Here is a 17,600-nt window from a genome sequence, read left to right as displayed (position 1 = left end):
GTCCGGGCGCCGTCACTCAGCGTGTGCGCCGGGTCCGTCGCCGGGCCAGGGCCGTCGCTCCCCCGCCGGCCAGGAGCAGGGCGAGCGCGCCGCCCGCGAGGTACGGGGTGGTGGAGCTGCCGCCGGTCTCGGCGAGGTTCGCCTCGGCGGGGGCGCCCTGGGGCTCTACGTCGGCGGCGGGCTCCTCGGCCGGGGCGGGCGCGGGAGGGGTCTCGCAGGTCGCCCGCGCCAGGGTGAGGGTGCCGGTCACCTCGGCCACGTTGAGCTTCAACGGGTTGACGGAGACGGCGAGTTCGAGGGCGGTGGCGGCGGCCGTGCGGGAGGTGGTCGCCGTCTTCGACAGGTCCAGGCGGACCTCGCCGACGCCGGGCACCGTGACGTGGGTGGGGCCGCCGGTGGTGACCTTCACCCGCTTGCCGAGGACGGTCACGGCGCCGAGCAGGTTCGCGGAGGCGAGCGGGGCCTTACCCACCTCGCAGGTCGCCTTGGAGGTGACTCCTTCGAGCTCGATCAGCGACAGCAGGGGCAGGCCGGGGACGTGCACCTTGGCGTGGGCGAGGCGGGTGCCGCCCTCGGCCCGGTCGGCGGTGACCGTCGCCCGCGCGTCGGCGACCTCCGCGGCGAGCACGCTGAAGGGCTGTCCGCCGTCCACACCGTCCAGGCGGGCGGTGAGCGCGGTGCCGCGCGCGCTGTCGGGTGCCTGGACCTCGTTGAGGGCGACCGCGAGCGGTACGTCCACGGTCCGGTTGAGCAGGGCCACGTCGAGGCCGGTGCGCAGGACGACGGCGCTCGCGCGGCCCTGGTCGGGGGTCGCGTGGGCGGTTCCCGCGTCGGCCAGGGCCGTGGGACCGGCGGCCAGGGCGGTGGCCGTCGCGACGGTGGCCAGACGGCGTGCGGGCATGCGGAAGGTGTGGCTGTTCAAGGGTGGGACCCCCAGAAGAGACGCTTCGGGACTCCGCAAGAATCACGTATCCCGGGGCAACCGTCAGCGCCGTGACGGGAGTTCACCCGTACGTGAGTCCCCCGCGCACACCTTCGAATCTCCCGGCACGTGCGGTCACTCGTTCACCCCACGACCCGCCCGTTCAGCACCACCCGGCGCGGCGTCGACAGCACCCGTACGTCGGCGCGCGGGTCCGTCTCGTACACCACGAGGTCGGCCGCCTCGCCCTCGTCCAGGCCCGGGCGGCCGAGCCAGGTACGGGCGTTCCAGGTGGTGGCCGAGAGGGCCTCGACGGGGGTGAGGCCGGCGGTGACCAGTTCGGCGACCTCGGCCGCGACCAGCCCGTGCGGGAGCGTGCCGCCGGCGTCGGTGCCGACGTAGACCGGGATGCCGGCGTCGTGGGCGTTGCGGACCGTGTCGTAGCGGCGCTCGTACAGCCGTCGCATATGGGCGGACCAGCGAGGGAACTTGCTCTCGCCGCCCTCGGCGAGGGCGGGGAAGGTCGCGATGTTCACCAGGGTGGGGACGATGGCGACGCCCCGCTCGGCGAACAGCGGGATCAGCTCGTCCGTCAGGCCCGTGGCGTGCTCGATGCAGTCGATGCCCGCCTCGACCAGGTCCGTCAGCGAGCTCTCGGCGAAGCAGTGGGCGGTCACCCGCGCGCCCAGGCGGTGGGCCTCCGCGATCGCCGCCTCCACGGCCCCGCGCGGCCAGCAGGCCGACAGGTCGCCGAGGTCGCGGTCGATCCAGTCGCCGACGAGCTTGACCCAGCCGTCGCCGCGCCGGGCCTCCTGGGCGACGTACGCGACCAGGTCGTCCGGCTCGATCTCGTGGGCGAAGTCCCGGATGTAGCGGCGGGTGCGGGCGATGTGCCGGCCCGCCCGGATGATCTTCGGGAGGTCCTCGCGGGCGTCGGTCCAGCGGGTGTCGGAGGGCGAGCCGGCGTCGCGGATCAGCAGGGTGCCCGCCTCCCGGTCGGTCAGCGCCTGCTTCTCCGCCACGTCCTGGTCGACCGGGCCGTGCGCGCCCAGGCCCACGTGGCAGTGGGCGTCCACGAGTCCGGGCAGCGCCCACCCCTCGACGGTTCGGACGTCGTGGGCGCCGACGGGACGGTCGTAGGAGATCCGGCCGTCGACGACCCACAGGTCGTCCTGTACGTCCTCGGGGCCGGCCAGGATCCGGCCCTTCACGTGCAGCACCGCGTGATCGCTCATGCACCGCACCTTAGTGAGCGGACCGGGGCGCCGGGCAGGGGGCCGGGGTGTCACTGCTCCCAGGGCGGGGGGCCTTCGAAGGCGAGCTGGTGGACGTCGAAGAGGACCGCGGCCTCGACGCCGAGGGCGGGGCCGCCCTGCCTGGCCGCCCAGGTCAGGAAGGGGGCGGGGTCGAAGCCCTGGGCGCCGAGGCCCTTGGTGTACTCGGCGTGGGCGGCCAGGGAGGCGATGCCGCGTTCCAGGGGCTCGCCGGTGACGTCGACGCCGTGGGTGGGCCGGTCGGTGCCCGCGACGCACACGCGGCGCACCCCGCCCCAGGGTTCGAGGCCCTCGTCGGCGAGTTCCGGGAAGATCCAGCGGTTGCCGGCGTCCCGGGCCGCGTCGAGGGTGGCCAGGCCCACCACGCGGTGGTCGGCCTGGTTGATCACCCCGGCGACCATGCGGACGTCGTAGGCGCCGGTCACCACGATCTCGGGGCGGTGCCGGCGGATGGCCCGCACGATGTCGCGGCGCAGGGCCGGGCCGTACTCGATGGCGCCGTCGCGGTGGTCGAGGAACTCGACCGTCTCCACGCCGACCTCACGGGCCCCGGCCCGCTCCTCGGCCTCGCGCAGCGGGCCCGCCTCGTCGGGGTGCAGGGCGTCGATGCCCGCCTCGCCGCGGGTCGCCAGCAGGTACGTGACCTGCTTGCCCCGGGCCGTCCAGCGGGCCACGGCGGACGCGGTGCCGTACTCGATGTCGTCCGGGTGCGCCGCCACGGCCAGACACCGCTGCCAGTCCTCCGGCAGCGGGGGCAGGGTGGTGCCGGCTCCGAAACCGCTCACGTCGTCGAGAGTCGTCATGCACCGAATGATGGCGGTCGGCGCGCTCTGGGCGACAGGGGTGCGTATGCCCTTTTGGGGAGCCTTCTCAGTCGGTCTTCGGGTCGCCGCCGCCCACCTGGTCCGACGTCTCCTCCTCCACCTCGGCCATCGCGGGGTCGAGCAGGCGGGAGAGGAAGTGGCGGGTGCGTTCGTGGCGGGGGTTGCCGATGACCTCGGCGGGGGTGCCGTCCTCGACGACCACTCCGCCGTCCATGAAGACGACCCGGTCGGCGACCTCGCGCGCGAAGGTCATCTCGTGGGTGACGACCATCATCGTCATGCCCTCGTTCGCGAGCCTGCGCATCACGGCCAGCACGTCCCCGACCAGTTCGGGGTCGAGTGCGGAGGTCGGCTCGTCGAAGAGCATCACCGCGGGGCCCATCGACAGGGCGCGGGCGATCGCGACGCGCTGCTGCTGGCCGCCGGAGAGCGAGGACGGATAGGCGCCCGCCTTCTCGGCCAGCCCGACCCGCTCCAGGTTCTCGGCCGCGACCTTCGCCGCCTCGGCCTTGTCCCGCCCGAGGACCCTGCGCTGGGGCAGGGTGAGGTTCTCGGTGACGGTCAGGTGCGGGAAGAGGTTGAACTGCTGGAAGACCATGCCGATACGACGGCGTACGGCGTCGATGTCGACGTCCGGGTCGGTGAGTTCGGTGCCACCGACGAAGACCTGGCCCTTGGTGGGCTCTTCGAGGAGGTTGACGCACCGCAGCAGGGTCGACTTGCCGGAGCCGGACGGGCCGATGACGCAGACGACCTCGCCCTGGCCGATCTCCAGGTCGATGCCCTTGAGGACCTCGTTGTCGCCGAACGACTTGTGCAGGCCCTTCACTTGAATCTCGGGGCGGCTCATTTCACGGCCTCCTGGGCCTTCGCCTCCATGCGGCGCACGACGAAGCCGAGCGGGATCGTGACCAGCAGGTAGCACAGGCCGGCGACGAGGATCGGCGTGGAGTTGGCGGTCGTACTGGCCAGGTCGCGGCCGTACTTGGACAGTTCGCGCTCCTCCAGGGTGACGCCGAGGAACAGCACCAGCGAGGAGTCCTTGAAGAGCAGGACGAGTTCGTTGGTGAGCGGCGGGAGGATGATGCGGAACGCCTGCGGGATGATGATCGAGATCATGGCCCGCGCGGGCGAGAAGCCCAGCGAACGGGCCGCCTCCATCTGCCCCTTGGGCACCGCCTGGATGCCCGCGCGGATGGTCTCCGCCATGTAGGCGGCGGCGACCAGGCCGAGCGCGAGGGCGACCTTGCCGTAGGTGCCGCCGACGATCTCGGTGCCCGGGAAGGCGAGCGGGACGGCGACGCCGATGAAGATGAAGATCAGCAGGGCGGGCAGGCCGCGGAAGATCTCGATGTACACCCCGGCGAACCAGCGGTACGGGCCCACCGACGACAGCCGCATCAGCGCGATGACCATGCCGAGGACGAGTCCGACGACGAAGCCGGAGAGCGTGTACAGCACGGTGTTCTTCAGCGCCAGCGTGATGACGTCCGGGAACATCTGCTCGGCGATGTCGGCCTGCGCGAACTGGTTCTTCAGCCGGCCCCAGTCCGCCGAGACCGCGAAGGCGATCACGGCGGCGACGAAGAGGGCGTACTGGATGCCCTGGGACAGACCGCGCTTCTGACGCCGGGTCAGTCCCTTTCTGCGGGGCGCGGGTTCGGTCTTGGCGGGATCGCTTTCGGCCTTGGCGGGATCACTCATGAGGCGGACGGGGAGGCCGCGGTCTCGTCGTACGGGCCGATCCACTTCTCGTACAGCGTCTTGTAGGTGCCGTCGGCGCGGGCGTCGGAGAGCGCCTTGTCGATGGCGGCGAGCAGCTTGGTGTTGCCCTTCTTCACCGTGAAGCCGTACTGCTCACCGGTGTTGATGTTGTCGGCGACCTCGAAGGCGTCGGCGTTGGCCTTGGTCTTCAGCCAGCCCTGGACCACCGGGTAGTCGATGATGACGGCCTTGACCTGGCCGGAGCGCAGGCCGTTGAGGACGGCGTCGGAGGACTCGAAGGAGACCGGGTCGAAGCCCTGGCCCTTGGCGTAGTCCTCGCCGGTGGTCTGCGCCTGGGCGCCGAGCTTGCTCTTCTTGGCCTTGGCGTCGGCGAGCGAGGTGATCCCGCTGCCCTTGGCGACCAGGAGGGCCTGGGTGGCGTCGAAGTACGGGTCGGAGAAGTCGACGTTCTTCTTGCGCTCGTCGGTGATCGTCATGCCGGCCGCGGCCAGGTCGCACTCGCCGGAGTTCAGGAAGGCGCCGGTCTTGAAGTTCTCGAAGGGGGTGTCGAGGATCTCCTGCTTCACGCCGAGGTCCTTGGCGACCAGGTCGATCAGCGCGACGTCGAAGCCCTGCACCTTGCCGTCGATCTCCGACTGGAAGGGCGGGTACGGCAGGTGCGTGCAGGTCGTCAGCTGCCCGGCCTTGACCAGTTCGACACCGCCTGCCGCGGTCTTCGAGCCGCTGCCGCCGTCGTCGCTGGAGGTGCAGCCGGAGACAGCCACGAGCAGCAGCCCGGCCGTCGCGGTGGTGGCGGCCAGGACGCGGGTCCGGCGACCGAGGGGCGTGTTCACGGCGGGCCTTCCTATGGGTGAGCTGTGGCTTCCGATTATAAGGAGAAGTTTGAGGCTCTCAAATCAATCCGATGGTTCTGGTGCCGTATGGCCTAGGAAGTCACCGGTCCCTGGGGCGGGTGGGGTGCCGGTTACCCTCGTCTCCTCTACCCCGTGAGTGAGACTCGTTACCCCGTGAGTGGTCCGTGAGTGGCCCTGTGAGTGAAGTGAGCACCGCCGTGACGCACCCGTTTCTGGATCTGGCCCCGTTGACCGCGGCGCGCTTCGCGTCGATCGAGGACCGGGTGGCGCGGCTGCTGCGCACCGAGCAGGACGTCGTGATCATGCAGGGCGAGGCGCTGCTGCCGCTGGAGGGGGCGATCCGGGGGACCGCCGGCCCCGGTACGACCGCGCTGAACGTCATCACCGGCCCCTACGGGCAGACCTTCGGGGACTGGCTGCGGGACTGCGGCGCCACGGTGATCGACCTGGCGGTGCCCTTCCACACGGCGGTCACGGCCACGCAGATCCGGGACGCCTTCGCCGAGCACCCGGAGATCGACTTCGTGTCGCTGGTGCACGCGGAGGCCGCGACGGGCAACACCAACCCGGTCGCGGAGATCGGCGAAGTCGCACGGGAGCACGGCGCCCTCTTCTACCTGGACGCCGTCGCCTCCGTGGGGGCCGAGCCGGTGCTGCCGGACGCGTGGGGCGTGGACCTGTGCGTGATCGGGGCACAGAAGGCGATGGGCGGGCCCGCCGGGGTCTCGGCGGTGTCGGTGAGCGAGCGGGCGTGGGCGCGGATGGCGGCCAACCCGCGGGCGCCGCGCCGGTCCTACCTCTCCCTGCTCGACTGGAAGGAGCGGTGGGTCGACGGCGGGCGCAAGGCGCTGCTGCACGCTCCCGCGCAGTTGGAGATGCTCGCGCTGGAGGCGTGCGTGGAGCGGATCGAGGCGGTGGGTCTGGAGAGCGTGATGGCCCGGCACGCGTCGGCGGCGGTGGCGACTCGGGCGGGTGCGGTGGCGCTGGGCGGAGGCGTCGGCGGGGGTGGCGGGGGCCTGGAGCCGTATGTGTACGACGCGGCGGACGCGGCGCCGGTCGCCACGACCTTGCGCACCCCCTCGGGCGTCGACGCCTCCGAGCTGGTGGCCCGCGCCCTGGAGTCGGACCCGGCCCTCCCCCTCGCCGCGGGCGGCGGCGCCCTCGCCAAGGAGATGATCCGCGTCAACCACTACGGCCCGGACGCCACCCCGGACGCCGTCCGCGCCTGCCTCTCGACCCTCGGCGCCGCGTTGACCGCCAAGGGGCTGACGGTGGACGTGGCGGGTGCGCTGCGCGCGGCGGAGGACGCCTGGCGGTAGAGGCATTGCGCTTACCAGGAGCCTAATTCCGGTATAAATTCCGACGTAATTCAGGAATTCATTCGAGCGCAGCTTCCCGTATTCTTCTGCCCGGTTTTCATCGAGTTAAACGCAAAGATTCTGCGGACGCGAGGCGACGTAAGTCGGGTAGATCTCGTGGGGGTTACATGCCTGTGACGCGTTACACATCACGGGCGATTTGAGTGGTATGTGGCGGTCAAATCGGTAGATACAGGTCCTCTTTCGTGCGGACGCACGCGCTCGCGCGATAACACAAAGGGCGCTCCGACGTAACCCCACCCGGCGATGCAATTTTGAATTTCCCTCGGTAAATTCAATCCGCATGACTGCCGCACAAGCAGACCTGCAAATCGACCGCCCATCGGTGGCCGACGGAGCCGCGCTGTGGCGGATGGCGAGGGACTCGAAGGTCCTGGACCTGAACTCGTCCTACAGCTATCTGCTGTGGTGCCGCGACTTCGCCGCCACGTCCGCCGTGGCGCGCGACGAGCACGGCGAGCCGGTCGGCTTCGTCACCGGATACCTCCGGCCGGAGAGCCCGGCCACCCTGCTCGTCTGGCAGGTCGCGGTGGACGAGACCCACCGCGGCCGCGGACTCGCCGCCGCCCTGCTGGACGGGTTGGTCGCACGGACCGCCCGGGAGCACGGAACCAACGCCGTCGAGACCACCATCACGCCGGGCAACATCGCCTCCGAGCGCCTGTTCACGTCGTTCGCCGAGCGTCACGGCGCCCGGCTGGAGCGCGAGGTGCTGTTCGAGACGGCCGTGTTCCCCGACGGGCCGCACGACCCCGAGGTCCTGTACCGCATCGGCCCCCTGTCCCCGACTCCCTCTGCCTGACCCCCCACGCAACGAGGAGCGATTCGTCGTGACCATCACCCAGCCCGACCTCAGCGTCTTCGAGACCCTCGAGTCCGAGGTGCGCAGCTACTGCCGCGGCTGGCCCACCGTCTTCGACCGCGCGCAGGGCAGCCGCATGTACGACGAGGACGGCCACGAGTACCTGGACTTCTTCGCGGGCGCCGGCTCACTGAACTACGGGCACAACAACCCCGTCCTGAAACGCGCGTTGATCGACTACCTGGAGCGTGACGGCGTCACGCACGGGCTCGACATGTCGACCACCGCCAAGCGGTCCTTCCTCCAGACCTTCCAGGACCTGGTGCTGCGCCCGCGCGACCTGCCCTACAAGGTCATGTTCCCCGGCCCCACGGGCACCAACGCCGTGGAGTCCGCGCTGAAACTGGCGCGGAAGGTGAAGGGACGCGAGGCGATCGTGTCGTTCACCAACGCCTTCCACGGCATGTCGCTGGGCTCGCTCGCCGTCACCGGCAACGCCTTCAAGCGGGCCGGCGCGGGCATCCCGCTCGTGCACGGCACGCCCATGCCGTTCGACAACTACTTCGACGGCACCGTCGAGGACTTCCTGTGGTTCGAGCGGCTGCTCGAAGACCAGGGGTCGGGGCTCAACAAGCCCGCCGCGGTGATCGTGGAGACCGTGCAGGGCGAGGGCGGCATCAACGTCGCCCGCCCCGAGTGGCTGCGGGCACTCGCCGAACTGTGCGAGCGCCAGGACATGCTGCTCATCGTCGACGACATCCAGATGGGGTGCGGGCGGACCGGGGCCTTCTTCTCGTTCGAGGAGGCCGGGATCACGCCCGACATCGTCACCGTGTCCAAGTCCATCAGCGGCTACGGCCTGCCCATGTCGCTGTGCCTGTTCAAGCCCGAGCTGGACATCTGGGAGCCGGGCGAGCACAACGGCACCTTCCGCGGCAACAACCCCGCCTTCGTCACGGCCACCGCCACGCTGGAGGCGTACTGGGCGGACGGCTCCGCGATGGAGAAGCAGACCCGCAAGCGCGGCGAGCAGGTCGAGCAGGCGTTCATCTCCATCACCGAGGAGAACGCCGACGACGTGAAGGAGTACCGCGGCCGCGGGCTCGTGTGGGGCATGGAGTTCCACGACAAGGAGCGGGCCGGCCGGATCGCCAAGCGTGCCTTCGAACTCGGGCTGCTCATCGAGACGTCGGGGCCGGAGAGCGAGGTCGTGAAGCTGCTGCCGGCGCTCACCATCACGCCCGAGGAACTGGACGCCGGGCTCAGCGTGCTGGCCCGTGCCGTCCGGGAGACCGCCTGAACGCCACCTGAACACCGACAGCACCTCTCACAGAATCTTTCGCAGCACCTTTATCTAGGAGGCATCGCAGCACCGTGATCGTCCGTTCGTTCAAGGACATCGAAGGCACCGACCGGCATGTGAAGGCCGCGTCCGGGACCTGGGAGAGCAAACGCATCGTCCTCGCCAAGGAGCGGGTCGGCTTCTCGCTCCACGAGACGATCCTCTACGCCGGTACGGAGACGTCGATGTGGTACGCGAACCACATCGAGGCCGTCGTGTGCGTCGAGGGCGAGGCCGAGCTCACCGACGACGAGACCGGGCAGAAGTACACGATCACGCCCGGGACCATGTACCTGCTCGACGGCCACGAGCGGCACACGATGCGGATCAAGGAGGACTTCCGCTGCATCTGTGTGTTCAACCCGCCCGTGACCGGCCGGGAGGACCATGACGCGAACGGCGTCTACCCGCTGCTCACCGAACCCGAGGAGGTGTGAGATCACCATGACCACCGCCACCAGGCTTCCCGACCTCTACCCCAGCCGCGGCGCCACCGAGGTGTCCACCCCGCGCAAGGACCCGGTCGTCTGGTCCGCGCCCGGCGCCGCCGGGCCGATCCCCGGCGCCGATCTCCAGGCCTTCGAGCGGGACGGCTTCCTCGCCGTCGACCAGCTCATCACGCCGGACGAAGTCCCCACGTACAAGCGTGAGCTGGACCGCCTCGTCACGGACCCGGCGATCCGCGCCGACGAGCGCTCCATCGTCGAGCCGAAGTCCCAGGAGATCCGCTCCGTCTTCGAGGTGCACAAGATCAGCGAGGTCTTCGCCAACCTCGTGCGCGACGAGCGGGTCGTCGGACGGGCGCGGCAGATCCTCGGCTCGGACGTGTACGTCCACCAGTCGCGGATCAACGTCAAGCCGGGCTTCGGGGCCAGCGGCTTCTACTGGCACTCCGACTTCGAGACCTGGCACGCCGAGGACGGCCTGCCCAACATGCGCACGGTGTCCGTCTCGATCGCGCTCACCGAGAACTACGACACCAACGGCGGTCTCATGATCATGCCGGGGTCGCACCGGACGTTCCTCGGGTGTGCGGGGGCCACGCCGAAGGACAACTACAAGAAGTCCCTCCAGATGCAGGACGCGGGCACGCCCTCCGACGAGGCGCTGACCGCCATGGCCTCCGAGTACGGCATCAAGCTCTTCACGGGCAAGGCCGGTTCGGCGACCTGGTTCGACTGCAACTGCATGCACGGCTCGGGCGACAACATCACGCCCTTCCCGCGCAGCAACGTGTTCATCGTGTTCAACAGTGTGGAGAACGCGGCCGTGGAGCCGTTCGCGGCGCCTGTGCGGCGGCCGGAGTTCATCGGGGCCCGGGACTTCACGCCGGTGAGGTAGGGCCGAGTTGAGCCGTGGGCTTTCGGGCCTACGCGGTGTGCAGAGCGGGTGGTGTCACAGCCAGGACAGTGACGCCGCCCGCTCCAGTACGTTGCGTACGGCGTCCTCGTCGCCGGATGCGGAGCGCGGGATCTCGTCCGGCGGGTACCGGCCGCCGACCAAAAGGCAGAAGTCGACTGGTTCCAGGGCGAGTTCCGCCCGGACAGGCTCCGCGTCGGAGCCCAGGACCCACCGGTCGCCACCGGTGACCTCGAACAGCACCGGCGGCGCGGTGGGGCCCAGCGCGAGGCCGAGGACGCGGACGGCCAGGCGGATCAGCTGCCGCAGGTGCGCCTCGGGCGGCGGCGGGACGGACAGGCCGAGGGCGCGGCCGATGTCGTCGGTGTGGATCCATGTCTCGAAGGCCCGCACGAGGAAGTGGTCGGCGATCGGCAGCCGCATTCCCATCAACTCCGCTGCCCTCGCGGCCCGTTCGGGGTCGCGTGCCTCGTCCGTGGCGAGCAGCTCGTCCGCCTGTGCGGACCAGTCCGCGGCGGACTCCTGGGGGGTACGGCCGTACTCGTGGTCGATGACGTGGGCGGTACGGCGGTTCCAGGCTTCCTGCCAGGGCGCGGGGGGCGTGGGGGCGGCGGTGCGCGAGGGGGGCACTCTCGGGGCGATGCCCAGCCTGGCCGCGAGGGGTTCGTCCGCCGCGAGCAGGTGCGCCAGCGTCGCGTGTACGTCCCAGTCGTGGACCACCGGGGTGGACCAGCGGGCTTCCGCCTCGGGCAGCAGTGCCCTCAGGCCGGCCACCGCGGCGGCGTAGGGGGTCGCGTGTGCGGCGACATGCGGGGTGGCGGGGCGGCGGGTGCGGCGGGCTGCGGACAGGACGCCGTCTTCAGGCGCGGGGGCGGAGGGTGCCGTCGTGGACGGGGGGCCGTCCAGGAGGCTTATGGTCCGTTTGAGGCTTTCCGCCTCTGTTCCGCAGGTCTCGCACTCTGCCAGGTGCCGCCGGACCGTCTTGTCCTCGGACGGGTCCAACGCGCCGAAGGCCCAGGCGGCCAGCAGGTCGCGTACATCGTCGTGCTCGGTCACCGGATGCCTCCCTTCCTGGCTTCCCTGCCTGCCATCATGCGCCCTGTCCCCACGCCGGGTCGGGCGGGTCGGCCAACGACTCGGCCAAGGTCCGTAACGCGGTGCGCAGTCTGGTCTTGGCGGTGCCCTCGGGGATGCCGAGTTCCACGGCGGCCTGCCGGTAGGTGCGGCCCGCGAAGTAGGCGAGGTGCACCACCTCCCGTTGCGGCTGCGGGAGTTCGGCGAGCGCGGAGTGCAGGAGCAGGGAGCGTTCCCGGTCGACCACCGCCTCGTCGGGACCGGGCGCGGCGTCCGGGATCGTGTGCAGCGCGTCGTCGTCGGCGCGGGCGTCCTTGCGGTGCCGGGCCTCGCTGCGCACCCAGTCCACCGCCCGCCGGTGCGCCAGCACCGACAGCCAGGTGCGCAGGGTGCCGCGGTCCGCGTCGAAGGCGTACGGCCTGCTCCACAGCTGGGCGAAGACCTCCTGCGCCACGTCCTCGGCGGCGCCCGGACTGTGGGTGACCCGGACCGCGACCGCCTTCACCAGCGCGCCGTACGCCCGGTACGCCTCCGCCAGCGCGGACTCGTCGCCGTACACCAGCCGCCGGTGCAGTTCCGCGTCGGCGGACGGCTCGACGGACGTGTTGCCCGTGGACTCCAACGACACCACCACCCCTTGGTGCCCTTCCTAGCGTCCTCGACGGGCCCGCGCCAGCGGTTCACGAAGACAGGGCCTCCAACAGGCGTTCGACGTCGTCGGATGTGTTGTACAGGTGGAAGGACACCCGCAGGTTGCCCGCCCGGTCGGAGAGCTCGATGCCCGCCCTGCTCAGCTCGGGCTGCCGGTGGCCGAGGCCCGGCACCGAGACGATCGCCGAACCCGGGGCGGGCACGGGCTCGTGGCCGAGCGCGGCGACTCCCGTGCGGAAGCGGTCTGCGAGGGTGAGATTGTGGGCGTGGATGGTGTGGACGCCCAGTTCCTCTATGAGTTCGAGTGAGGTACGCGCCCCGGCGTAGGTGAACAGGGCCGGGCTCACGTCGAACCGGCGGGCCGAGTGGGCCAGTTCGGCGATCGGGCCGTAGCAGCTCTTCCAGGGGTCCTCCCCCGCGACCCAGCCGGCCAGCAGCGGTGTCAGGTCCCCGAAGTCCTCCGGGACGACGAGGAAGGCCGCCCCGTGCGGGGCCAGCAGCCACTTGAACGTCGTCGCCACGGTGTAGTCGTAGGCGTTCGCGTCCATCGGGAGCCAGCCTGCCGCCTGGGAGAAGTCCACGTAGGTGCGGGCGCCGTGGGCTTGGGTCGCCTCGCGGAGCGCGGGCAGGTCGGCGATCCTGCCGTCGGCGGACTGGGCCGCGCTGACCGCGACGAGTGCGGTGGTGGGGCGGACGGATTCGGCCATCCGCTCCAGCGGGACGATCCGCATCTTGAGGTCGCCCCGGGCGTGGAACGGGTTCACCACCGACGTGAAGTCGTCCTCCGCCGTGAGGACTTCCGCACCCGCCGGCAGCGAGGCCGCCACCAGCGCGGACTGGCTGGAGACCGAGGCCCCCGCCGCGACCCGGCCGACCGGGACGCCGGCCAGCCGGGCGAACGCCGCCCGGGACGCCTCCACGTCGGCGAACAGCGGGTCCAGGGGGCTGCCCTCCGCGCGGATCTGTGCGGATCGGGTGAGGGCCTTGATGGTGCGGGCCGGGAGGAGGCCGCTGCTCGCTGTGTTGAGGTACGTGTTCTTCGGGGCGAACTCGGAACGGACGAGGCTCTCGAAGGTCTCCATGGGACCACTGTGGGGGGCCGGTCTTCTCTCGTCCATTGCGAATTTCTACGCGGTTTCGCCAAGCGATCCTTATACGTCCGTGCTGAGCTGGGTTTTTGGGTGTGTGCTCAGGTGTGCTCAGTGTTGCGGGACCGCGCAGCCGTCGGGGCCGCAGGCCTCCGCGTCGGTGTCCTCGATCAGCTTCAGCGGGGGGCGTTCGCCCCAGGCCTGGGTGAGTGCCCGGGTGAAGACCTCGGCGGGCTGGGCGCCGGAGACGCCGAACTTGCGGTCCAGCACGAAGAACGGGACGCCGTTGGCGCCGAGTTCGGCGGCCTCGCGCTCGTCCGTGCGGACGTCTTCGGCGTAGGCCGTGGGGTCGGTGAGGACCCTGCGGGCGTCGGTCTCGTCCAGGCCTGCGGCTACGGCGAGCTCCACGAGGCGGTCGTCGCCCTCCGTGAAGACGGAGCGTTCCTCGGCGAAGTTGGCCCGGTAGAGGAGCTGGATGAGCTCGTTCTGCTTGCCGTGCTCCTTGGCGAGGTGGAGGAGGCGGTGCATGTCGAAGGTGTTGCCGTGGTCGCGGTCCTCGGTCCGGTACGCGAGTCCTTCGGCGGCGGCCTGTGCGCCGAGGTTCTGCTCGCCTGCCTTTGCCTGGGCCTCGCTCATGCCGTACTTCTTGGTGAGCATCTGGATCACGGGCTGGACGTCGCCCTTCGCTCGGCCGGGGTCCAGCTCGAAGCTGCGGTGCACCACCTCGACGTGGTCGCGGTGCGGGAAGGCGGCCAGGGCCTTCTCGAAGCGGGCCTTGCCCACGTAGCACCAGGGGCAGGCGATGTCGCTCCAGATCTCGACGCGCATGTCTCGGCTCTCTCGGTCGTGCGGGTGCGGGGGGTCCCTCCGCCGGTGGGTGAACATTCAAGCAGTCGTCGTTCATTCCCGTGAGATGCGTGATGCCTGCGGCGCGCTGTGCGGCTCCGGTGGGGGTGCGCGTAGCGCCTACGGGTGCGTTGTGGGTCGGGGCCGGGGCGGGGGGTCTCCGTCCTCGGTCCGGCGGAACTGTTCCGGCAAGAGGTCCTGCGTGTCGGACGCCGGCCGCTGCGGGCGGACACCCCCCGCCCCGTCCCCTCACCGCCGTGGGCGACTGCGTCATCACCGGGCGCCTGTCCTCACCTCAGGGGCGCGGGGAACTGCGCGACCAGCCACAACGGGCCTGTAGACGCTCTACGACCGCACGAGGCACCCCATAGGCGCACGGCAACCCCACCCACCCGCACTCTCACGCCGCACCCCGCGAAGCGCCTCCGTGAGTGAATTGCGCTCGGTAGGCCGTGGGGGTCAGGCCCGTTCGGCGGATCATGTGGCCGCGGAGGGAGTCCGCTGTGCCCAGGCCGCTGGTGTGGGCGATCTGGTCCATGGGGAGGGTGGTTGTTTCGAGGAGTTCCTTGGCTCGTTCGATGCGCTGGTGGAGGAGCCACTGGAGGGGGCTGACGCCGCTCTCGGCGTGGAAGCGGCGGGTGAGGGTGCGGATGGAGACGCCGGCGTGGCGGGCCAGGTCCGTGAGGGTGAGGGGCTTGTCGAGGTTGCGCATGGCCCAGCCGCGGGTGTCGGCGCAGGTGATGCCGCGTTCGGGCGGCAGGGGGGTGTGGGTGAACTGGGTCTGGCCGCCGGGGCGGACGGGGGCGACCAGGGCGAGGCGGGCGACCTCGTTGGCGACGGCGGCGCCGTAGTCGGTGCGGATGATGTGGAGGCAGAGGTCGATGCCCGCCGCGTAGCCGGAGGCGGTGAGGTAGGGGCCGTCCTGGACGTAGAGGACGTCTCCGCACAGGTCGACTTCCGGGTACCGCCGACGGAGTTCGTCGGCGTGTGCCCAGTACGTCGTGGCCTTGCGGCCCTGGAGCAGGCCCGCCTCGGCGAGTTGGAACGTGCCGGTGCACAGGGCGGCGATGCGCTTGCCGTCGGCCGCAGCGTCGCGGACGGCGGCCACGATCCGTGGGTCCGGTTCGTAGGGCGCTCCGGTGCCCGCCACCATCACCGTGTCCGCCTCGCGCAGGGCGTCCAGGCCGTGCCGTACCTGGAGGTCGAGGCCGGCCGAGGTGGGCAGGGGGCCCGGTTCGGCCGCGCAGACGATCACGTCGTAGCCCGGCTGCCCGTCGCTGACGACCTTGCCGAAGAGCATCTCCGGGATCGCGAGGTTGAACATCGAGACGGGTGAGGGCGCTATGACGGCGACGCGGTGCGGCGTGGGCATGGCCAGAACCTCCGGACGTGTGGCGTTCCGGCCACTACTGTACGGCGGCGATGATCCGCAGGATGGAGTCATGTCGACCAACGGGACTGTTCTCGGCGACGGACTCGCCGCTCCCGAGCGTGTGTTGGGGCCCAGAACCCCCGCACTGACGCTCACCGCCGCCCTTCTGGGCTTCGCGCTGATCTGCCTCGACGCCTCCGTGGTGAACGTGGCGCTGCCCGCGATCGGTGACTCGCTGGGCAGCGGGATGTCCGGGCTCCAGTGGGTGGTGGACGCCTACACGCTGGCCTTCGCCTCGCTGATGCTCTCCACCGGGGCGTTCTCCGACCGGGCGGGGGCCAGCCGTGCCTATGTGCTCGGGACGATCGTGTTCACGCTCGCCTCGGTGGCCTGCGGTCTGGCGCCGAATCTGCCGACCCTGATCGGGGCGCGGGTGGTGCAGGGCGTCGCTGCCGCCGCCGTGCTGCCCGCTTCACTGGCCCTGGTGCGCCAGGCCTACGTCGATCCGGCGCGGCGGGCCCGTGCCGTCGCCCTGTGGGCGGCCGGTGGGTCGGTCGCCGTGGCCCTGGGGCCGGTGCTGGGCGGTGTGCTGACCACGGCCTGGGACTGGCGCGGGATCTTCTTCGTCAATGTGCCGGTGGGGGTGGTGATCCTGGTCCTGCTGGTGCGCGCCCCGCGTTCGGAGCGGCGTCCGGCGCCGCTGGACCTGCCCGGTCAGGTGACGGCCGTGCTCGCCCTCACGGGCGTGGCCTTCGCGGTCATCGAAGGGGGTGTGGAGGGGTGGGTCGCGCTGGCTGTTGCCGTGGTGGCGGCCGTGGTCTTCTTCCGGGTCGAGGCCCGCAGTCCGCATCCGGTGGTGCCGCTGGATCTTTTTCGCAGCCGGACGGTGACCGCCGCCGTTGCCGCCGGGGCGGCTGTGAGCGTCGCCTTCTACAGTCTGGTCTTCGTCTTCTCGCTCTTCTTCCAGCAGGTGCAGGGACGGTCCGCGCTGTACGCGGGGCTGCTGTTCCTGCCCATGACCGGGCTGATCGCCGTGACCAACGTGGTGGCCGGCAAGCTCGCCGGCCGGTACGGGCCCCGGCTGCCCATGCTGGTGGGGCAGGCCCTGGCCGTCGTAGGACTGCTGGTGCTGTTGTACGTCGATGCCGGGACGTCGTCGGGCCTGGTGGCCGTGCTTTTGGTGCCGATGGCTCTGGGGTGTGCTCTGACGGTGCCGCCGCTGACCGCGGCCATGATGGACGCCGTGCCCGCCGAGCGGGCCGGTCTGGCGGCCGGTGTGCTCAACGCGGCACGTCAGGTGGCGGGAGGTCTGGGGATCGCCGCCTTCGGGGCGCTGGTGGCCGACGGGTTCGTCGGGGGGATGCGGGTGAGCCTCGCCGTCAGCGCGGGTCTGCTCACCGTGACCTTCGCGCTCAGCTGCCGTCTCGGAGGTCGTTCGGCCAGCTAGGGCGGTACTCGATGTGGTCGTACGTCACCACACAGCCCTCCCCCATCGGCGACTGCGCCATGAAGCCGACCAGGGCCGCGTCGGTCTCCTTCTCCTCGCCCAGGGTGAACAGCCGCACGAACACCCAGCGTTCACCGTCGCGCGAGGCGTGGAAGGCTATGGCGCGACCGGTCCGGCTCAGTCTCAGCCACACCGAACTGCCGTCGACCGTCCAGGCGTTGGCGTCGTCGGAGTGTCCCCGGGTGACGACGGTGCAGACCGTCGCCACGTCCGGGGAGTACTCCAGACAGAGCTTCGCCCAGGCCCGCTCGCCCACATGCACGTAGAGCGCCCCCGCGTCGAACGCGGCACCGAATCCCACGGTCACCCGGGCGATCAGCTGGAAGTCCCCCTCCGGCGCCCCGAGCAGCCTGGGTGCGTCCGATGCGGGGTCCAGCCCGTCCCCCGTCGGCGGCACGAATCGGTCCTGCCGCGACCCGGCCCAGCCACTCAACACCCCGTCCTCGTACAGCCAGTGACCATCGGGCCCGTATGTACGGAGCAGGAAGGGCAGTTCGGGTATTTCGAGATCCATGCGCTGATCTTCTCAGGTTCAGATGCCCCACCCAGGGGCGCGGGGAACTGCGCGACAAGCCACCGAC

Annotated in this window: 18 protein-coding genes; 6 read left to right on the top strand and 12 right to left on the bottom strand. The window is 70.9% G+C overall.

Features of this window, described 5'->3' with window-relative positions; all coding sequences use genetic code 11:
• Nucleotides 1–16: 16 nt before the first annotated feature.
• The 6 genes from K4B79_RS06775 to K4B79_RS06750 all read right to left on the bottom strand — a co-directional run bounded on the left by K4B79_RS06775 (nt 17) and on the right by K4B79_RS06750 (nt 5,578).
• The gene (locus K4B79_RS06775; protein ID WP_232025333.1) at nt 17–922 is read right to left on the bottom strand and encodes an SCO1860 family LAETG-anchored protein; all 906 of its coding nucleotides are present in this window, start codon (nt 920–922) and stop codon (nt 17–19) included.
• A 143-nt stretch (nt 923–1,065) separates the two neighbouring features.
• On the bottom strand, nt 1,066–2,157 hold the full coding sequence (locus tag K4B79_RS06770) for an amidohydrolase family protein (RefSeq protein WP_232025332.1): 1,092 nt from the start codon (nt 2,155–2,157) through the stop codon (nt 1,066–1,068).
• Nucleotides 2,158–2,207: 50 nt separating this feature from the next.
• Entirely contained in the window at nt 2,208–2,999 is a 792-nt protein-coding gene (locus tag K4B79_RS06765) for a PIG-L deacetylase family protein (RefSeq protein WP_232025331.1), read from the bottom strand.
• 67 nt (nt 3,000–3,066) lie between these two features.
• The gene (locus tag K4B79_RS06760; RefSeq protein WP_232025330.1) at nt 3,067–3,870 is read right to left on the bottom strand and encodes an amino acid ABC transporter ATP-binding protein; all 804 of its coding nucleotides are present in this window, start codon (nt 3,868–3,870) and stop codon (nt 3,067–3,069) included.
• Nucleotides 3,867–4,724 carry an amino acid ABC transporter permease gene (locus K4B79_RS06755; RefSeq protein ID WP_232025329.1) on the bottom strand — a complete coding sequence of 286 codons (858 nt, stop codon included), beginning with the start codon at nt 4,722–4,724 and terminating at the stop codon, nt 3,867–3,869. The genes K4B79_RS06760 and K4B79_RS06755 overlap by 4 nt, the downstream gene beginning before the upstream one ends.
• Nucleotides 4,721–5,578: an ABC transporter substrate-binding protein gene (locus tag K4B79_RS06750; RefSeq protein WP_232025328.1), complete on the bottom strand. Its 858-nt coding sequence runs from the start codon at nt 5,576–5,578 to the stop codon at nt 4,721–4,723. Before K4B79_RS06750 ends, K4B79_RS06755 begins: the two co-directional genes overlap by 4 nt.
• A 218-nt stretch (nt 5,579–5,796) precedes the next feature.
• Between K4B79_RS06750 and K4B79_RS06745 the strand changes: the two genes are divergently transcribed.
• The 5 genes from K4B79_RS06745 (at nt 5,797) to thpD (ending at nt 10,463) form a co-directional block, all read left to right on the top strand.
• Nucleotides 5,797–6,918, top strand: a complete 1,122-nt coding sequence (locus K4B79_RS06745) for a pyridoxal-phosphate-dependent aminotransferase family protein (RefSeq protein ID WP_232025327.1) — start codon at nt 5,797–5,799, stop codon at nt 6,916–6,918.
• A gap of 343 nt (nt 6,919–7,261) precedes the next feature.
• Nucleotides 7,262–7,780: a diaminobutyrate acetyltransferase gene (ectA, locus tag K4B79_RS06740; RefSeq protein WP_232025326.1), complete on the top strand. Its 519-nt coding sequence runs from the start codon at nt 7,262–7,264 to the stop codon at nt 7,778–7,780.
• Nucleotides 7,781–7,808: 28 nt separating this feature from the next.
• Nucleotides 7,809–9,080 (top strand): diaminobutyrate--2-oxoglutarate transaminase, encoded by a 1,272-nt coding sequence (gene ectB, locus K4B79_RS06735; protein ID WP_232025325.1) that lies wholly within the window; start codon nt 7,809–7,811, stop codon nt 9,078–9,080.
• 74 nt (nt 9,081–9,154) lie between these two features.
• A complete protein-coding gene (locus tag K4B79_RS06730) occupies nt 9,155–9,559 on the top strand; it encodes an ectoine synthase (protein ID WP_067430215.1) in 405 nt (134 codons plus the stop codon).
• A 7-nt stretch (nt 9,560–9,566) separates the two neighbouring features.
• Entirely contained in the window at nt 9,567–10,463 is an 897-nt protein-coding gene (thpD, locus tag K4B79_RS06725; RefSeq protein ID WP_232025324.1) for an ectoine hydroxylase, read from the top strand.
• Nucleotides 10,464–10,517: 54 nt separating this feature from the next.
• Here the strand turns inward: thpD and K4B79_RS06720 are convergent, their stop codons facing one another.
• The 5 genes from K4B79_RS06720 to K4B79_RS06700 form a co-directional block, all read right to left on the bottom strand.
• A complete protein-coding gene (locus tag K4B79_RS06720; protein ID WP_232025323.1) occupies nt 10,518–11,537 on the bottom strand; it encodes a maleylpyruvate isomerase family mycothiol-dependent enzyme in 1,020 nt (339 codons plus the stop codon).
• Nucleotides 11,538–11,571: 34 nt separating this feature from the next.
• Nucleotides 11,572–12,177 carry an RNA polymerase sigma factor gene (locus tag K4B79_RS06715; RefSeq protein ID WP_232025446.1) on the bottom strand — a complete coding sequence of 202 codons (606 nt, stop codon included), beginning with the start codon at nt 12,175–12,177 and terminating at the stop codon, nt 11,572–11,574.
• Nucleotides 12,178–12,235: 58 nt separating this feature from the next.
• A complete protein-coding gene (locus tag K4B79_RS06710) occupies nt 12,236–13,288 on the bottom strand; it encodes an aminotransferase class V-fold PLP-dependent enzyme (protein ID WP_232025322.1) in 1,053 nt (350 codons plus the stop codon).
• A 117-nt stretch (nt 13,289–13,405) separates the two neighbouring features.
• Nucleotides 13,406–14,122: a DsbA family oxidoreductase gene (locus tag K4B79_RS06705; protein ID WP_232025321.1), complete on the bottom strand. Its 717-nt coding sequence runs from the start codon at nt 14,120–14,122 to the stop codon at nt 13,406–13,408.
• A gap of 418 nt (nt 14,123–14,540) precedes the next feature.
• Entirely contained in the window at nt 14,541–15,512 is a 972-nt protein-coding gene (locus K4B79_RS06700) for a GlxA family transcriptional regulator (RefSeq protein WP_232025320.1), read from the bottom strand.
• A gap of 70 nt (nt 15,513–15,582) precedes the next feature.
• Here K4B79_RS06700 and K4B79_RS06695 point away from each other — a divergent pair, with 70 nt between their 5' ends.
• On the top strand, nt 15,583–16,959 hold the full coding sequence (locus tag K4B79_RS06695) for an MFS transporter (RefSeq protein ID WP_232025319.1): 1,377 nt from the start codon (nt 15,583–15,585) through the stop codon (nt 16,957–16,959).
• On the opposite strand, the gene K4B79_RS06690 is transcribed toward K4B79_RS06695, so the two are convergent.
• A complete protein-coding gene (locus K4B79_RS06690; protein ID WP_232025318.1) occupies nt 16,925–17,533 on the bottom strand; it encodes a DUF1349 domain-containing protein in 609 nt (202 codons plus the stop codon). The two genes, K4B79_RS06695 and K4B79_RS06690, sit on opposite strands and share 35 nt — an antisense overlap.
• Nucleotides 17,534–17,600: the final 67 nt, after the last annotated feature.

Origin of the sequence: Streptomyces lincolnensis (genome assembly GCF_021173675.1) — a bacterium.
GTDB lineage: Bacteria > Actinomycetota > Actinomycetes > Streptomycetales > Streptomycetaceae > Streptomyces > Streptomyces lincolnensis_B.
Note: the sequence above shows the minus strand (reverse complement) of the source record. Positions and strands in the feature narration are given on the sequence as shown.

Excerpts from the sequence above, each read along its gene's own strand:
- K4B79_RS06705 (WP_232025321.1), bottom strand. The coding sequence starts at position 14,122 with ATGCGCGTCGAGATCTGGAGCGACATCGCCTGCCCCTGGTGCTACGTG.
- K4B79_RS06700 (WP_232025320.1), bottom strand. The coding sequence starts at position 15,512 with ATGCCCACGCCGCACCGCGTCGCCGTCATAGCGCCCTCACCCGTCTCG.
- K4B79_RS06760 (WP_232025330.1), bottom strand. The coding sequence starts at position 3,870 with ATGAGCCGCCCCGAGATTCAAGTGAAGGGCCTGCACAAGTCGTTCGGC.
- K4B79_RS06770 (WP_232025332.1), bottom strand. The coding sequence starts at position 2,157 with ATGAGCGATCACGCGGTGCTGCACGTGAAGGGCCGGATCCTGGCCGGC.
- ectA (WP_232025326.1), top strand. The coding sequence starts at position 7,262 with ATGACTGCCGCACAAGCAGACCTGCAAATCGACCGCCCATCGGTGGCC.
- K4B79_RS06695 (WP_232025319.1), top strand. The coding sequence starts at position 15,583 with ATGTCGACCAACGGGACTGTTCTCGGCGACGGACTCGCCGCTCCCGAG.
- K4B79_RS06690 (WP_232025318.1), bottom strand. The coding sequence starts at position 17,533 with ATGGATCTCGAAATACCCGAACTGCCCTTCCTGCTCCGTACATACGGG.
- thpD (WP_232025324.1), top strand. The coding sequence starts at position 9,567 with ATGACCACCGCCACCAGGCTTCCCGACCTCTACCCCAGCCGCGGCGCC.
- K4B79_RS06755 (WP_232025329.1), bottom strand. The coding sequence starts at position 4,724 with ATGAGTGATCCCGCCAAGGCCGAAAGCGATCCCGCCAAGACCGAACCC.
- K4B79_RS06765 (WP_232025331.1), bottom strand. The coding sequence starts at position 2,999 with ATGACGACTCTCGACGACGTGAGCGGTTTCGGAGCCGGCACCACCCTG.
- K4B79_RS06710 (WP_232025322.1), bottom strand. The coding sequence starts at position 13,288 with ATGGAGACCTTCGAGAGCCTCGTCCGTTCCGAGTTCGCCCCGAAGAAC.